Below are 15,046 nucleotides of genomic sequence, written 5' to 3' on the forward strand. Positions count from 1 at the left end.
TGGGAGCATGGCGCCATGTCCGACGGTGCGGTGGTGGTGTGGGACGAGGACCTGCTCGGCTACGACCTGGGTGATCATCCGTTGAACCCGGTCCGGGTCGAGCTGACCATGGCGCTCGCCCGTGACCTGGGCATCCTCGACCGCGCCGGCGTCCGCGTCGTCAAGCCGACCCCGGCCGACGACGCCGCGCTGGCCCGCGTGCACCGCGCCGACTACCTCGACGCCGTCAAGGCCGCGCCCCACGACCCGTTCTTCCGGGGGTACGGCTTCGGCACGCCCGACAACCCGGTCTTCGACCACATGCACGACGCGTCGGCCCTGGTCGCCGGGGCCACCATGGCGGCCGCCGAGGCGGTCTGGCGCGGCGACGCCCGCCACGCCGTCAACGTCGCCGGCGGCCTGCACCACGCGATGCCGGGGCGGGCGTCCGGGTTCTGCGTCTACAACGACCCGGCGGTGGCCATCGCGCGCCTGCTCGACCAGGGCGCCGAGCGGATCGCCTACGTCGACATCGACGTCCACCACGGCGACGGCGTCCAGGCCATCTTCTGGGACGACCCGCGCGTGCTCACCGTCTCGCTGCACGAGTCGCCGCTCACCCTCTTCCCCGGCACCGGCTTCCCGGACGAGACCGGCGGCGAGGGCGCCGAGGGCAGCGCGGTCAACGTCGCACTGCCACCGGGTACGGGCGACCGCGGCTGGCTGCGCGCCTTCCACGCCGTGGTGCCCAGCGTGCTGCGCGCGTTCCGCCCGCAACTGCTGTTCAGCCAGTGCGGCGCCGACAGCCACCGCCTCGACCCCCTGGCCGACCTGCGGCTCTCCGTCGACGGTCAGCGGGCCGCCCACATCGCGATGCGTGACCTGGCCGAGGAGCTGTGCGCGGGCCGGTGGGTGGCGACGGGCGGCGGTGGCTACGCCCTCGTCGAGGTCGTCCCGCGCACCTGGACCCACCTGCTGGCCACCGCCACCGGCGACCCGCTCGACCCGCTGCTCCCCACCCCGCCCGGCTGGCGCGAGCTCGCCGCCCGCCGGGCCCCCGGGCGCGAGGTCCCGCTGCGGCTGACCGACGACAGCGACGTGCGCTTCGAACCCTGGCAGCCGACGAGCGACGACGCCGTCGACCGCGCGGTCACCCAGACCCGGACGGCCGTCTTCCCGCTGCTCGGCCTCGACCCGCTCGACCCGCGCGACTGATGCTGATCCGGCCGGCCACGCGGGCGGACCTGCCCGCGGTCGCGACCGTCGTCACCGCCGCGATCGAGGCCCTCCAGCAGGGCTACCTCGACCCGCAGCAGATCGAGTCCAGCCGCGCGATCATGGGCGTCGACACCCGGCTGATCGACGACGGGACCTATTTCGTCGTCGAGACGACGGACAGGACGCTCGCCGGCTGCGGCGGCTGGAGCCGGCGCGCGACCGTCTACGGCGGCGACCACTCGACGGGCCGCGACGACAAGCTGCTGGACCCGGCCACCGAACCGGCGCGGATCCGGGCCATGTACACCGATCCGGCGTACGCCCGGCGCGGTGTCGGCCGCCTGGTGTTGAGCCGCTGCGAGGAGGCGGCCCGGGCGGAGGGCTTCACCAGCCTGGAGCTGGTCGCGACGCTGGCCGGCGAGCCGCTCTACACCGCCGCCGGCTTCACGCCCGTCCACCGCTTCACCGACGCCACCGGGGGCGCGCCGGTCCCCTTGATCAAGATGCGCAAGCCGCTCGAACCGTGACCCGGGAATCAACCGTCCGGGCCGGATGCGGCTCGTCCGTACCGACTTCGAAGCCGTCCGGGTCCGTCCGGACCCATCCGGGCCGGCCGAGCTCTGCTGTCGTGAGCGCGCGCCGGTCGCCGGCCCGGCCGCCCGACAGCGGTCGAGCCGGCACGGGAGTGCGCGACGGCGGTCAGCGTGGCGACGACACCGTGAAGGAGCACCAAGGGGTCCAGGCCGAGGCGGTGCTGGAGTTCTGCGCCCGGACCCGAAAGCGGTAGTCGCCACTCGTGATCTTCCCGGCTGGCACCTGGAAGACGAACACGCGGCCGTTGAGGATCGGCGTGCTGGCCCGGACCACCCTGTTGCCGGCCGCGGTGGCCACCTCGAAGGTGCCGGACAGGCCCGGATACGGCGCGAACGGCGGATGGGTCGCGCCCTGGGGCGTGGTGGGACTGGCCGAGAGCACGGGGCTCGAACTGGTCACGAGCGGGCGACCGGCGTCGCAGAACTGGTTCGCCTCGTAGGTGCCGTTGGAGAGCCGCTCCGCTTCGGGAACCCCGGGCGGGCTGGCGGCATATGCCGTCCCGGTGCTCATCAGTGCGATCGCGATGGGGGCGGCGCACACGATCGCCACCCGTGTTGTGCGCTTCTTCGCATCCATGTTGTCCAGTAGACGTCCATGGATGCGGCTGTGCATTTTGGAGCTGGCCGCGTTAAGCGCCTTGTAATAACCGAACGCCGATCGGGGGCCGGCCCACGGCCGGCCCCCGATCGGCGGAGCGGATCAGTAGCAGGGGTTGGGGATGCAGGTCATCGCCCGGATCCGGGTGTTGGTCAGGGTGCCCACGTCGTTGCCCGTCGCCCGGCCGTCGTCGGCGTCGAACTGGTAGTGCACACCGAGGTAGATGCGGCTGCGGGCGTTCTCGGTCGCCGCCGCGGTGAAGCTGGTGAACGTGCGCGTCACGCCCCCCGCGTTGGGATCCTCGGTGGTGCCGGTGTAGGTGACGGCGTCACCGAACTCGCCGATCATCACCCGGGCCCATGCGCCGGCGAACGTGGCGTGGCCGGAGATCCAGGCCGGGAAGCACGGCGAGGGTCCGAGCGGAAGCCAGGTCGAGTCGGGCGCGGTGTTGGGGTTCCCGTCGGTCGACGCCAGTTGGATCGCGGTGACGGGTCGCCAAAGGTCCACGGGCGTCAGGAACTTGGAGTCGCGAGCCGCGATGCCCGCGTCGGCCATGGCGAACGAGAGCAGCGCGTAAAGCCGGGACAGTCGCAACGGGTTCGTGATCCGCGTCTGCGCGACGATGCGCGTGTGGTCGAGCAGCTGCCCCGGTGGCTTGTAGGTGCCGTTGACGTCGTTGGCCCAGAAGTGCGCGATCTGGGTCTGCGTCGCCGTGCGGGTGGTGGAGTTGACCCGGCCCAGCGACTTCACCTCGTTGAACACCGTGGTGTAGGTGCTGCTGGCCAGCAGCTGCGCGTAGTTGGTGGCGCCGGCTGGCAGCGGCCGGCGGAACTGCGACCCCGAGCTCATCACGAACGGCTTCATCCGGCCGAGGTTGGGGTCGATCGGCGCCGTGCAGTCCGGGTTCGGCGTCAGCCGCCAGGCGCCCGGCACATTGTCGAAGGTGTACGTCGGTGGGGCGTTGGATCCGTCGTTGGCGCGTGCCGCCTTGACGCTGTTGATCACCTGGTTCGCCGCGTTCGTCGCGGCCTGCTGGCTGGCGGTGCCGTGCCGCGCCGTGTACTGCTGCTGGATGTACGCCTGTTGGCTCGGGAACGTGAACTTGAGCAGCTCACGCGCCGCGATACCGGCGGCCAGGTTGTCGTCGGTGTTGGGGTCGAAGACCAGCAGCGCGAACGCCCGGTCGAAGCCGGTCCCGACCAGGTTCTGCCGACTCCAGTTGGCCGAGTTGAGCGTGTCGAAGATCCCCCCGTTCATGATCGCCGCAGCGCGGGCCAGCGGCACGGGGCCGCCGCCCTGGCGCCGGAAGAGCTCCAGCAGGACGTTGTTCCAGTAGTAGACGGTCGAGACGGTCGCCGTGCTGGCCGCGGCCGAGGCGGGCTGTGGGCTTGCCACAGCCAGGCCGGTCGAGGTCAGCGCGCTCGCGAGCACCAGGCCAATCCATCGACGGATCGAGGTGCGCATGTTCACCCCCGGGTGATGACATTGATGTCCGGGAGATCGTCCCGAGGCGTGAACCCGTCCGGCTATGCGTCCGGACAAACCCGGATGTACGCGGATGGCCCCATTGCGTAGATCCGCAGGAATAGCGCGCGATCTATCGATGCCGGCCGCGTACGGTTACGTTCGTGCCACGCGCTGTGCGGCCCTGGGGGAGGGTGCGTGACGGGGAGCGATGCGTTAATGCGGGGGCGGCGGACTGATCCGCCCAACCCGCTGTCCGCCAGCACGGTCGACGAGTTCGGCGCGTGCCTGCGACAGCTCAAGAAGTGGGCAGGGGATCCGTCCTTCGGCGAGCTGGGCCGGCGCACCGGAGTCCCGCGCAGCACTCTGGCCGACGCGCTGAGCGCACGGCGGGCCCGCCTGCCGAGGCTCGAGGTCATCCAGGTCGTCGTGCGGGCGTGCGGCGGGGACGCCGGTGACCTCGCTCGATGGGAGTCCGGCTGGCGGCGGGTCCAGGAGCGTGTCGATGCGGCCGCCGTGGCCGGCCGGGAACCGCTGGGGACGACGCTGCCGAGACAGCTGCCGCGCGGGCCGACTGCGCTGATCGGCCGGGATCAGCTGGTGGACCGCCTCGGCGTGCTGCAGCGCCAGCACGCGGCGCGCGCCAACCGGTCGATGCTGGTCATGTTGGTCGGCGCGGCCGGCGTCGGCAAGACCGCGCTCGCCGTCGACTTCGGCCACCGGGTCGCCCGCAACTATCCGGACGGTCAGCTCTACGCCGACTTCTGCTGCGCGACGCCCGCCCAGATGGTGACGGTCGACGAGGTGCTGCCGATGTTCCTCGAGACGCTCGGCGTGCCGCGGGCCACCCAGCCGGCAGGGGTCGCGGCGCAGGGCAGTCTCTTCCGCTCCCTCACCTACTCGCGGCGCCTGCTGGTGCTGCTCGACAACGTGCGCGACGCCGATCACGTGCGTCCGTTGCTCACCAGCGGACCGTCGTGTGCCACCGTGGTCACCAGCCGGGACCGGCTGTCCGGGCTGGTCGCCCGGGAGGACGGCACGCGGATCACGGTGCGGCCCCTCGACCCGCCCGACGCGGTCGACCTCATCGCGCTGATGCTGCAGGACCGGCGGGGTGTGCAGGAGCCGGAGGCCATCTTCGAGCTGGCCCGGCTGTGCGGCTACCTGCCGATGGCGCTGCGGACCGCGGCGGCCAACCTGGCCGATCGACCCGACTGGCCCATCTCCGCCTACGTCGCCACGCTCGCGGCCAGCTCCCACCCCGACCCGGCGGTCCCGTTGGGCGGCGCGCACCGCCAGGGCCAGGCCGCATGACGTGCGTCCACCTGCCGTAGGGCCCGGACCCGCGGGCGTCGGGCGTCGAGCGGGCCTAAGGTGGAACAGAGGTGAGCGAACGTGTCCCAGCGTGCCACCGAGCGATCGGCGGACGTCCTGCTGAGCGACGGCACCACTGTCCACGTGCGACAGATGCGGCCGACGGACGCGCCCGGCGTGGTGGACGCGCATTCGCGTTTCTCGGAGCGGACCCGCTACCTGCGCTACTTCTCGCCGTACCCGCGGATTCCCGAACGCGACCTGCAGCGTTTCGTCAACGTGGACCACCGCGACCGTGAGGCGTTCGTCGTCGAGATCGGCGGCCGGATCGCGGCGATCGGTCGCTACGACCGGCTCGGGCCCGATGCCGGTGACGCCGAGGTGGCGTTCGTGGTCGAGGACGCCTACCAGGGCCGGGGGATCGGGCCGCTGCTCATGGAATACCTGGCGGCGGCCGCCCGGGACGCCGGCATCACCCGGTTCGTCGCCGAGGTGCTGCCGGCCAACGCGAAGATGCTGCGGGTGTTCGCCGACTTCGGCTACGAGGTCGAGCGCCGCTACGCCGACGGCGTCGTGCACCTCGCGTTCCCGATCGCCCCGACGGAGTCGTCGCTGGAGGTGCAGTGGCGGCGCGAGCACCGCACCGAGGCGCGGTCGATCGCCCGGCTGCTCGCCCCGCGGGGTGTCGCCGTCTACGGCGCGAGCGCCAGCGGGCACGGCGTCGGCGCGGCCGTGCTCGGGCACCTGCGCGACGGCGGGTTCGCCGGGCCGGTGGTCCCGGTCCACCCGAGCGCGAAAAGAGTCGGCGGGCTCGCCGCCGTGGCCCGGGCCGCCGACGCCGGTGTGCCGCTGGACCTCGGCGTCGTGGCCGTGCCGCCCGAGAGCATCGAGGCCGTCGTCGACGACGCGACCCGGGCCGGCCTGCACGCACTGGTCGTGGTCAGTGCCGGGTTCGCCGAGGTGGGGGAGACGGCCGCCCAGGACGACCTGATCCGGCGCGCGCATGCCGGCGGGATGCGGGTCGTCGGACCGAACTGCCTCGGCATCGCCAACACCGACCCGGCCGTGCGGCTCAACGCGACGCTGGCGCCGCACCTGCCGGCCCCGGGCCGGATCGGGTTCTTCAGCCAGTCCGGCGCGCTGGGCGTCGCCCTGCTGGCCGAGGCCGACCGGCGCGGGCTGGGCCTGTCGACCTTCGTCTCGGCCGGCAACCGGGCGGACGTCTCCGGCAACGACCTGCTGCAATACTGGCGGGACGACCCCGGCACCGACGTGATCCTGTTGTACCTGGAGTCGTTCGGCAACCCGCGCAAGTTCGCCCGGCTGGCCCGGGGGATCGGGCGCGACAAGCCGATCGTCGCGGTCGCCTCGCCCGCGCGCCCGCCCGGCGCCACCGAGCGCGGCCCCGACCCCGCGGCCGTGGGCGCCCTGTTCGCCCGGTCCGGCGTGATCCGGGTCGACACGGTCGGCGAGCTGTTCGACGTCGGCGCGCTGCTGGCCACGCAGCCGTTGCCGGGCGGGCGGAGGGTCGGCATCGTCGGCAACTCGCCCGCGCTGACCACGCTGGCCGCCCGGGCCTGCCAGGCCAGCGGCCTGCGGGTCGCCGACGGCTATCCGCGCGACGTCGGCCCGGTCGCCGGCGCGCACGAGTTCGGGGACCGGCTCGCCGAGGCCGCGGTCTCGCCGGACGTCGACGCGCTCGCCGTGGTGCTGGCGCCCCCGCTGCCGGGCCAGCTCGTCGACGAGGACGCGGACTTCGCGGCCACGATCGCCAGCGTCGCCCTGGCCGGTGACAAGCCGGTGGTGGTGACGTCCCTTGTGGAGCGGGTGCCGGCCGGCATCCCCGCCTACCCGTCGGTCGAGGAGGCGGCGCGGGCGCTGGGCCGGGTCGCTGCCTACGCGCAATGGCGGCGGCAGCCGTCCGGCACCATCCCGCCGCTGTCCGGAGTGGACATCGAGGCGGCGGCGCGGGCGGCGGCGCAGGACGACCGCGAGGCGCTGCTGGCGGCGTACGGGATCCGGCTCGTTCCCGACGCCCTCGTCGACTCGGCGCCGGAAGCGGTCGAGGCGGCGACCCGGTTCGGCCTGCCGACCGCGCTCAAGGCCGCCGGTCTGGAGCTGCGGCACCGGATCGACCTCGGCGCCGTCCGCCTCGACCTGCGCGACCCGGAGGCGGTCCGGGTCGCCTACCGGGAGCTGGCCGAGGCGTTCGGCCCGCAGGTGCTGGTGCAGCCGATGGTCCCGGCCGGGGTGGCCTGCGTCGTGGAGATGATGGAGGACCCGGCGTTCGGCCCGATCGTCGGCTTCGGCCTGGGCGGGGTGGCCACCGAGCTGCTCGGCGACCGGGCGTGGCGGGCCGCCCCGCTCAGCGACCGGGCCGCCGCGGCCCTGGTCGACGAGCCCAGGGCGGCGCCTTTGCTGCGGGGCTACCGGGGCGCCGCGCCGGTCGACCGGGACGCGCTGGTCGACCTGCTGCTGCGGGTCGGGCGGCTGGCCGACGAGCAGCCGCGGGTGCGGTCGCTCGCGCTGCACCCGGTGCTGGCCCGCCCCGACGGCCTGTCGGTCCTGCACGCCACCATGATCTTCGGTGACCCGGGCGTCCGCCCCGACACGGGACCGCGCCACATCTGAGCCGGAAGCCCCCCACCACGGCGGCGAGGGGCTTCCGGAAAGGCGACGGTCAGGAGGCGTACGCCTCGAGACGCTGGGCCCGGGAGGGGTGGCGCAGCTTGAGCAGCGTGACCTTCTCGATCTGGCGGATCCGCTCGCGCGACAGGCCGAACTCGCGCCCGACCTCGTCGAGGGTGCGCTGGCGGCCGTCGTCGAGGCCGAACCGCAGCCGGATGACGGCCTGCTCGCGCTGCGACAGCGTCGACAGCACGATCTCGACCTCGTTGCGGAGCATGCCCTGCGAGACCTCGTCGCCCGGCTCCTGACGGGCGTCGACGCCGACCACGAAGTCACCGAGGGCGCTCTCGCCGTCCTCGCCGACGGCCTGGTCGAGGCTGACCGGCTCGCGGTCGTAAGAGATCAGCTCGATGACCTGGAACTCCTGCATCTCCAGCGCGACCGCGACCTCGGCCACCGTGGGCTCCCGGCCCAGCGACACCGCCAGGTCGCGACGGGCCCGGACCATGCGGTTGACCTGCTCGACCATGTGCACCGGGATGCGGATCGTCCGGGACTGGTCGGCCATCGCGCGGGTGATCGCCTGGCGGATCCACCACGTCGCGTACGTCGAGAACTTGTAGCCCTTGGCGTAGTCGAACTTCTCGACCGCGCGGATGAGGCCGAGGTTGCCCTCCTGGATGAGGTCGAGGAAGGCCATGCCCCGCCCGGTGTAGCGCTTCGCGATGCTGACCACGAGCCGCAGGTTGGCCTCGAGGAGGCGGTCCTTGGCGGCGCGCCCCTCCTGGGCGACGATCTCCAGGTCGGCCCGCAGCCCGTGGGGGATGTCCGCCGTGGCGAGCTTCTCCTCGGCGAACAACCCGGCTTCGATCCGCCGCGCCAGGTCGACCTCCTCGACGGCCGTCAGCAGCTTCGTGCGGCCGATGCCGTTGAGGTACGCGCGGACGAGGTCGGCGGAGACGCCCCGTTCATCGGTGGCGTCCAGGTCGATCTGGTCGTAGTCGTTCATTTCCAGCTACCCCGCTTCCCGGCAACCCTCCGTGGTGCCGTGCGAAGAGCTTCTCGCAATGGGCGTGAAGCGGGAGTGAGGAGATTGGGCGGGTGGCATGAATCCGGGAGGGCGTTTGCCCGGCTTGTCGGTTTTGTTGACTGGATCATTGCGCCGCACCGCTAGTCTGCTCGCAACTTCACAGCAGAAAGGCACGTCGGTGGTCTTCAAGCGAATGATGCAGGCGTTGGGTGTCGGCGGCCCGTCCGTCGAGACGGTGCTCAGCAACCCCAACTGCCGCCCGGGCGGCTACCTCGAGGGCCAGATCCACGTCGTCGGCGGCGACCACCCGGTCGACATCGAGTACGTGGCCCTCGGCATGGTCACCCGGGTCGAGGTGGAGAGCGGCGACGCCGAGTACGACTCGACCACCGAGTTCCACCGCCAGCGCGCCACCGGCGCCTTCCGGCTCGAGGGCGGGCAGCGCTACGACATCCCGTTCCGCTTCGAGGTGCCCTGGGAGACCCCGATCACCGAGGTGTACGGGCAGCACCTGCACGGCATGACGATGGCCCTGCGGACCGAGCTCGAGGTGGCCCGCGCCGTCGACAAGGGTGACCTGGACGCCGTGGCCGTGCATCCGCTGCCGGCCCAGGAGCGCATCCTCGAGGGCCTCAACCGGCTCGGCTTCCGGTTCGCCCGCGCCGACGTGGAGAGCGGCCGCATCTACGGCGTGCAGCAGAGCCTGCCGTTCTACCAGGAGATCGAGTTCTACCCGTCGCCGCAGTTCGCCCGCGCGATCAACCAGCTCGAGCTGACGTTCGTGGCCACGCCGCAGCACCTGCAGGTGGTGCTCGAGCTCGACAAGCGCGGCGGCCTGTTCACCGAGGGCCACGACACCTTCGGCCGGTTCACGGTCGACTACGCCTCCGCGGAGCGGACCGACTGGGCCGCCCAGCTGCACGGCTGGCTCGAGCAGTCCCTCCGCAAGCGGGGGCTGTTCTTCTAGTAGTGAAAGGAACGGTCCGTTGTTAACGCATAGCGTTAACAACGGACCGTTCCTTTCTCACAGCTCCAGCAGGACGGTGCGCGGGCCCACGTTGACGCTCTCGACGAGCATGTGGGCCCGGAACCGCCCGGTCTCGACGTGCGCGCCCCGGCTGCGCAGGGCGTCGGCGAACGCGGTCACCAGCGGCTCGGCCACCTCGGCCGGGGCCGCCGCGGACCAGCTCGGCCGGCGCCCTTTGCGCGCGTCCGCGTACAACGTGAACTGGCTGACCACCAGCACGGGCGCGCCGAGGTCGCCGGCCGACTTCTCGTCGTCGAGGATGCGCAGCTCCCAGACCTTGCGGGCGAGCGTGTCGGCGAGCGCCGCGTCGTCGCTGTGCGTGACGCCGAGCAGCACCAGGAGCCCGTCCTCGATCGCGCCGACGACCGCGCCGTCGACCGTCACGGAGGCGCGGGAGACCGTCTGGACCAGCGCCCTCACGCCACCGGCTCCACGATCCCGCGCTCGACCAGGTGAGCCACGATCGGCCCGGCGGCCTCGGCCAGGTCGTCCTCGGCCACCTCGTGGGCGGCGGCCAGCAGGGAGATCTGGTCGCGCAGCGGCACCTGCCCGTCGGCCCCGCTGACCAGGGCCAGCACCAGCGGGTCGACCTCCTCGCTCCAGCGCAGTCCCTCCGGCATCACCAGCACCTGGCGGTCGACGGCCCACCCCTCGGCACCGAGCGTCGCCTCCTGCTGGAGCTGCAGGCCCGGTGCCGTGCGGTAGCGGCTGCCGAGCAGGTCGGCGTCGCGCACGAAGTCCTGGCGGTCGAGCCACGCCGCGATCTGGTCGCCGAGCGGCTGTTGGGTCTGCTGGCGCAGGTCCTCGACGCGGACCACCGGGTCGGCGTGCCCGCCCCGGCGCACGGTGACCAGGCCGAAGCCGATCGCCGCGACGTCGTTGGCGTCGAACCAGTCGAGCCACGCGGCCGCGCGGGCCGGGTCGCCGTCCTCGTTGGCGTCGGCCAGCCACAGACCGACGTACGTCATGGGGTCGGCGACCTCGCGCTGGATGACCCAGGCGTCGAGGCCGGTGCCGGCGAACCAGCCCGCGACCCGCTCGCCCCAGTCCTCGCCGGCGACGTGCTCCCAGTTGGCCAGGAACTGCATCACGCCGCCCTCGGTGAGCAACCCGGGCGCGGCGGCCGCGAGCTCCGCGCAGACCGCGTCGCCGGGGCGGCCCGAGTCGCGGTAGGTGTGCGTGGTCGTGCCGGGCCCGATCACGAACGGCGGGTTGCTGACCACGAGGTCGAACCGCCGGCCCTGGACCGGCTCGACCAGGTCGCCGCGGAGCATCTCCCACTGCTGGCCGCTGAGGGCGGCGGTGGTCGCCGCGAACCGCAGGGCGCGCTCGGACAGGTCGGTCGCGGTGACGGCGCCGGCGTGGGTGGCCAGGTGCAGCGCCTGCACGCCGCAGCCGGTGCCGAGGTCGAGCGCGGTGCCGACCGGCCGGCGGATCGCGGCGCCGACGACGGTCGACGAGGCGCCGCCGATGCCGAGCACATGGTCGGCGCGCAACGGCTGCCCGGGCCGGGCCGACGAGGGGACGTCGGAGAGGACCCACCAGGCATCGCCGTACGGCTCGAGGTCGACGCCCTGCCGCACCCCGCCGCCCGGCGCCGCCTCGACCAGCCCGGCGTCGAACGCCTCGGCGAAGTCGACGGGCGCCAGCGCGGCCGCGACCGCCTCGACCTCCTCGGTCTGGCCGCAGACGAACAGCCGGATCAGCGTCGACAGTGGATCCCGGTCCTCGGTGATCCGCAGCGCGGCCCGGAAGTCGTTGCGGGCCACGGCCGCGGTGGCGGCGGGCCCCAGCCGCGCGGCGATGCCGGCGGAGGTGAAGCCGGCGGCGCCGAGCGCGTCCTTCAGCCGGGCGACGCCATCAGGAGACAGGAGCATGTCGGACACGTACGGCATCCTGCCATGGCGGGTGATCATGACCGCGCGGTGGCAGGGTTGCCGCATGGTCAGCCGTTTCACGCAGTGGACCCTGGACGTCCGCGACCCGGCCCGGATGGCGGCCTTCTGGTCGGCCGCGCTGGGCTACGAGATCGACGCCGACGGCCAACACCTCCGCCCGCCGGCCGACGCGCCGGCTGGGTCGCTGACGGTGTGGCTGCAACCGGGCGCGGGCGCGAAGCGGGACAAGAACCGCGCCCACCCGGACCTGCACGCCCCCACCGGAGACGTGGCGGCGGAGGTCACCCGCCTGTTGGCCCTGGGCGCCACCCGAGCCGACGTGGGCCAAACCGGCGACGAGGGCTTCACGGTCCTCACCGACCCGGAAGGCAACGAGTTCTGCCTGATCCACCACCCCTGGCGGCGCGACTGAACCCAAGCGCGTCGATGCCACGATCCTCGTAGCATCGACGCATGTTGTACGCCGTGCCGGCGCTCGACGGCGACGACAATCGAGTGTTGGGCGAGATCGAGTCACTCCATGCCGCGTTCTTACAGTTCGGTCGGGCCGGCGAGTGGGTCGGTGGCGTCCGTAAACGCCTGTTCGCCAGCGCCATCCGCGGTTCCAACACGATCGAGGGCTACACGGTTTCCCCCACCGCGGCGACGGCGATCGTCGACCACGTCGCGGTCCCGGCCGACGTGCCGGAGGAGGCCCGGGAAGCGGTCCGTGGCTACCGGGACGCCCTGACCTGGGTCACCCAGACCGCGGACATGGCGTCCTTCGCCTACAGCGAGACGGCCCTGTCGGCCCTGCACTTCATGATGATGCGGTTCTGGCCGGAGCGGGCCCCGGGCCGCTACCGCACCCGGGGCATCGTCGTGACCGGCGCCGACCCGCTGGTGCCGGCCTATGTGGGTCCCGACGCCGACCGCATACCCGGTTTGATGTCCGAGCTGGTCGACTGGCTCAACGCCGGTGACCTGGCCGCCCATCTCCTCGTGCGCGCGGCGATGGCGCATCTCAACCTCGTGCGGGTGCATCCGTGGCGGGACGGCAACGGCCGCATGTCGCGGTGCCTGCAGACCATGGTCATCGCGCGTGGTGGCCGGCTCGCGCCCGAGTTCTGCTCCATCGAGGAGTGGCTCGGTTTCGAGCTCAACACGGTCGACTACTACCGGGCGCTGCAGGAGACCGGCGGCACCTACGAGCCCGCGACCGACGTGCACAGCTGGGTCCGGTTCTGTCTCCGGGCGCACCATCTGCAGGCTCAGATCGTCGACCGGCGGCTGCGCTACGGGCAGGAGGTCTGGGCGGCGCTCGCCGAACTCGTGGCCGGAAGCGGGTTCCACGCCAGAACGGTCGCCGCTCTCTACGCCGCCGCGACCGACCATCTGCGGCGGGAGATCTACGCCGGCGCGGAGGGATTGTCCCGCGATCAGTCCGTGCGCGACGTGCGGGCCCTCGAACGGGCCGGGTTGCTGACCGCGGTCGGATACGGCGCGACGCTGGCCTACGTGGCCGCCGGCCCCGCCCGGGAGATCGCGGATCAGGTGGCCGCCGGGCTGACCGCGCCGGCGCGCGAGCCGTACGGACGCTGAGGGCCCCTCCCGCACGAGGCGGGAGAGGCCCTCGGTGATCGAACGCGCTAGATCGAGCCTTCCTTGCCGACGTAGGCCGGGCCCGCGCTGCTGCGGGCGGCGGCCGTGGTCGGGCGTTCGGGCAGGGCTGACGTGTCGAGGGCGAACGTGAGGATGGCCGTCGCCATGGCGTCGGAGTTCACGTCCAGGGCCTCGAGGTTGAGGTTGCCGAGCATGTCGTACTGGCGGTCCAGCTCGGCGTAGAGGGCCGCGTCCGCGCCGTTGCGGACCGGGAACAGGCTGTCGCAGGGGTCGTGGTAGCACGGGTCGTACTGCTCGCCCTCGACGCCGCCGTAGTCGGCGACGTCTTCCGCCGTCTTCAGGACCTCGGCGCCGGTGAACAGGCCGCCGGCCGGGATGCCGACGCCGGCCGCGATGAACGGGCCGTAGTCGGAACGGCCGGTGAAGTCGGCCGCCCTCGTGGGCAGGCCGCGGTCGGCGAAGAAGTCCTGGAAGACCGCTTCGATCTCGGCCGAGCCGGGCGGGCCGGCCGGCGAGCCCTGGCCGGCCGAGTCGTCGCCGTCGTACACCCCGAGGATGTAGTTGGGCGACGCGATCATGTCGAAGTTGAGGTAGAGCGCGATGTCGGAACGCTGCGCGGGCGTCAACTGCCCCACGTAGTACGTCGAACCGACCAGGTTGGACTCCTCGGCGCCCCACCAGGCGAACCTGGTCTTGTTGGGCGTCTTCGTCCTCGCCATCTGCAGCGCGACCTCGAGCAGCGCCGCGGAGCCGCTGCCGTTGTCGTTGATGCCGACGGTGTCCGGCTCGGAGTCGAGGTGGGCGCCGGCCATCACGACGTCGGTCGCGTCGCCGCCACGGGACTCGGCGATCACGTTCTCCGTCTGGCGTACCTCCGACGTGGTGTCGGCCATGATCCGGACGGTGAGACCCGGCGTGTTGGCGAGCGCCTCGCCGGTCGCGTAGGACACGCCGACGGCCGGGATCGCGGCGGGTGCGCCGAGCGTGGGCAGCAGCAGGTTGTAGCGGTCCGGGTTGGCCTCCGGCGTGCCGTTGCCCTGGTTCATCAGGATGGCCGCCACGGCGCCGGCCGCCTGGGCGTTGGCCACCTTCAGGCCGAAGGAGCAGTTGGTGCCGCCGCGCTGCAGCAGCACGATCTTGCCGGTCACCACGGCGGGGTCGAAGTCGCCGGCCTCGCAGCCCGACGTCGATGTCCGCGGCGGGTCGAGCGCCAGGTCGACGGGTACGACCGCGGCCGTCACGTCGGCCGAACCGGAGTAGTCGGCCAGGCTGTAGGTGACGCCCTCCTCGTACACCGTCGGGTTCGGGGAGACCTGCTCGAAGGCCGAGCCGAACTCCTCGAAGAAGTTGAACGAGAACGGCTGCCGGGTGACCTCGTAGCCGGCCAGCCGCAGCAGGGTCGCCACGTAGTCGGCGCTGCGGTCGTAGCCGACGAGGCCGGAGCCGCGATTGCCCCCGCTGAGGCTGCCGATCGCCTGGAACGCGATCTCGTGCCGGAGCACGCCACCCAGCGTGACCGCCTTGGTGAGCTTGCGGACGGAGTTGTTGTTGGAAGCTGCCTGCGCCGGGTTCGTCAGCGCCAGGGCACCCACCAGACTGGCGGCCCCGATGACCGCCAGGGTTTTGCGGACGGTGCGGAACACCACGATGTGCACTCTCCTCGCCGTTCGCCGCACCCGGCCCCCATGCCCCCGT

13 protein-coding genes are annotated in these 15,046 nt (G+C 72.6%); 7 read left to right on the plus strand and 6 right to left on the minus strand.

All coding sequences use genetic code 11. From position 1 onward, the window contains the following. The first annotated feature begins 15 nt into the window (after positions 1 to 15). Positions 16 to 1,194 carry an acetoin utilization protein AcuC gene (locus tag O7635_RS17990; RefSeq protein WP_278081584.1) on the plus strand — a complete coding sequence of 393 codons (1,179 nt, stop codon included), beginning with the start codon at positions 16 to 18 and terminating at the stop codon, positions 1,192 to 1,194. Then, a complete protein-coding gene (locus tag O7635_RS17995) occupies positions 1,194 to 1,724 on the plus strand; it encodes a GNAT family N-acetyltransferase (protein WP_278081587.1) in 531 nt (176 codons plus the stop codon). The genes O7635_RS17990 and O7635_RS17995 overlap by 1 nt, the downstream gene beginning before the upstream one ends. 172 nt (positions 1,725 to 1,896) lie before the next feature. Here the strand turns inward: O7635_RS17995 and O7635_RS18000 are convergent, their stop codons facing one another. Both O7635_RS18000 and O7635_RS18005 read right to left on the minus strand, forming a co-directional pair. Then, the gene (locus O7635_RS18000; RefSeq protein ID WP_278081589.1) at positions 1,897 to 2,403 is read right to left on the minus strand and encodes a hypothetical protein; all 507 of its coding nucleotides are present in this window, start codon (positions 2,401 to 2,403) and stop codon (positions 1,897 to 1,899) included. Positions 2,404 to 2,490: 87 nt separating this feature from the next. Beyond that, positions 2,491 to 3,819 carry a vanadium-dependent haloperoxidase gene (locus O7635_RS18005; protein ID WP_278081590.1) on the minus strand — a complete coding sequence of 443 codons (1,329 nt, stop codon included), beginning with the start codon at positions 3,817 to 3,819 and terminating at the stop codon, positions 2,491 to 2,493. A 252-nt stretch (positions 3,820 to 4,071) separates the two neighbouring features. On the opposite strand from O7635_RS18005, the gene O7635_RS18010 reads away from it, so the two are divergent. Further along, positions 4,072 to 5,166 (plus strand): XRE family transcriptional regulator, encoded by a 1,095-nt coding sequence (locus O7635_RS18010; RefSeq protein ID WP_278081591.1) that lies wholly within the window; start codon positions 4,072 to 4,074, stop codon positions 5,164 to 5,166. 153 nt (positions 5,167 to 5,319) lie between these two features. Further along, complete coding sequence (locus O7635_RS18015) at positions 5,320 to 7,797, plus strand: GNAT family N-acetyltransferase (RefSeq protein ID WP_278085518.1); 2,478 nt, start codon at positions 5,320 to 5,322, stop codon at positions 7,795 to 7,797. Between the two features lie 49 nt (positions 7,798 to 7,846). Here O7635_RS18015 and sigB read toward each other — a convergent pair whose 3' ends face one another. Continuing rightward, positions 7,847 to 8,803 (minus strand): RNA polymerase sigma factor SigB, encoded by a 957-nt coding sequence (gene sigB, locus O7635_RS18020; protein ID WP_278081592.1) that lies wholly within the window; start codon positions 8,801 to 8,803, stop codon positions 7,847 to 7,849. 199 nt (positions 8,804 to 9,002) lie between these two features. On the opposite strand from sigB, the gene O7635_RS18025 reads away from it, so the two are divergent. Further along, positions 9,003 to 9,791: a sporulation protein gene (locus O7635_RS18025; protein ID WP_278081593.1), complete on the plus strand. Its 789-nt coding sequence runs from the start codon at positions 9,003 to 9,005 to the stop codon at positions 9,789 to 9,791. A gap of 57 nt (positions 9,792 to 9,848) precedes the next feature. Here O7635_RS18025 and dtd read toward each other — a convergent pair whose 3' ends face one another. Further along, complete coding sequence (gene dtd / locus O7635_RS18030) at positions 9,849 to 10,271, minus strand: D-aminoacyl-tRNA deacylase (RefSeq protein WP_278081594.1); 423 nt, start codon at positions 10,269 to 10,271, stop codon at positions 9,849 to 9,851. Continuing rightward, positions 10,268 to 11,728: a methyltransferase gene (locus tag O7635_RS18035; protein ID WP_278085519.1), complete on the minus strand. Its 1,461-nt coding sequence runs from the start codon at positions 11,726 to 11,728 to the stop codon at positions 10,268 to 10,270. The genes dtd and O7635_RS18035 overlap by 4 nt, the downstream gene beginning before the upstream one ends. Between O7635_RS18035 and O7635_RS18040 the strand changes: the two genes are divergently transcribed. Both O7635_RS18040 and O7635_RS18045 read left to right on the plus strand, forming a co-directional pair. Beyond that, positions 11,727 to 12,161 carry a VOC family protein gene (locus O7635_RS18040; protein ID WP_278081595.1) on the plus strand — a complete coding sequence of 145 codons (435 nt, stop codon included), beginning with the start codon at positions 11,727 to 11,729 and terminating at the stop codon, positions 12,159 to 12,161. The two genes, O7635_RS18035 and O7635_RS18040, sit on opposite strands and share 2 nt — an antisense overlap. 41 nt (positions 12,162 to 12,202) lie before the next feature. Beyond that, positions 12,203 to 13,330 carry a Fic family protein gene (locus tag O7635_RS18045; RefSeq protein ID WP_278081596.1) on the plus strand — a complete coding sequence of 376 codons (1,128 nt, stop codon included), beginning with the start codon at positions 12,203 to 12,205 and terminating at the stop codon, positions 13,328 to 13,330. 47 nt (positions 13,331 to 13,377) lie between these two features. Here the strand turns inward: O7635_RS18045 and O7635_RS18050 are convergent, their stop codons facing one another. Then, positions 13,378 to 14,997 (minus strand): M28 family peptidase, encoded by a 1,620-nt coding sequence (locus tag O7635_RS18050; protein WP_278081597.1) that lies wholly within the window; start codon positions 14,995 to 14,997, stop codon positions 13,378 to 13,380. Between the last annotated feature and the right edge of the window lie 49 nt (positions 14,998 to 15,046).

Origin of the sequence: Asanoa sp. WMMD1127 (assembly GCF_029626225.1) — a bacterium.
Lineage (GTDB): Bacteria > Actinomycetota > Actinomycetes > Mycobacteriales > Micromonosporaceae > Asanoa.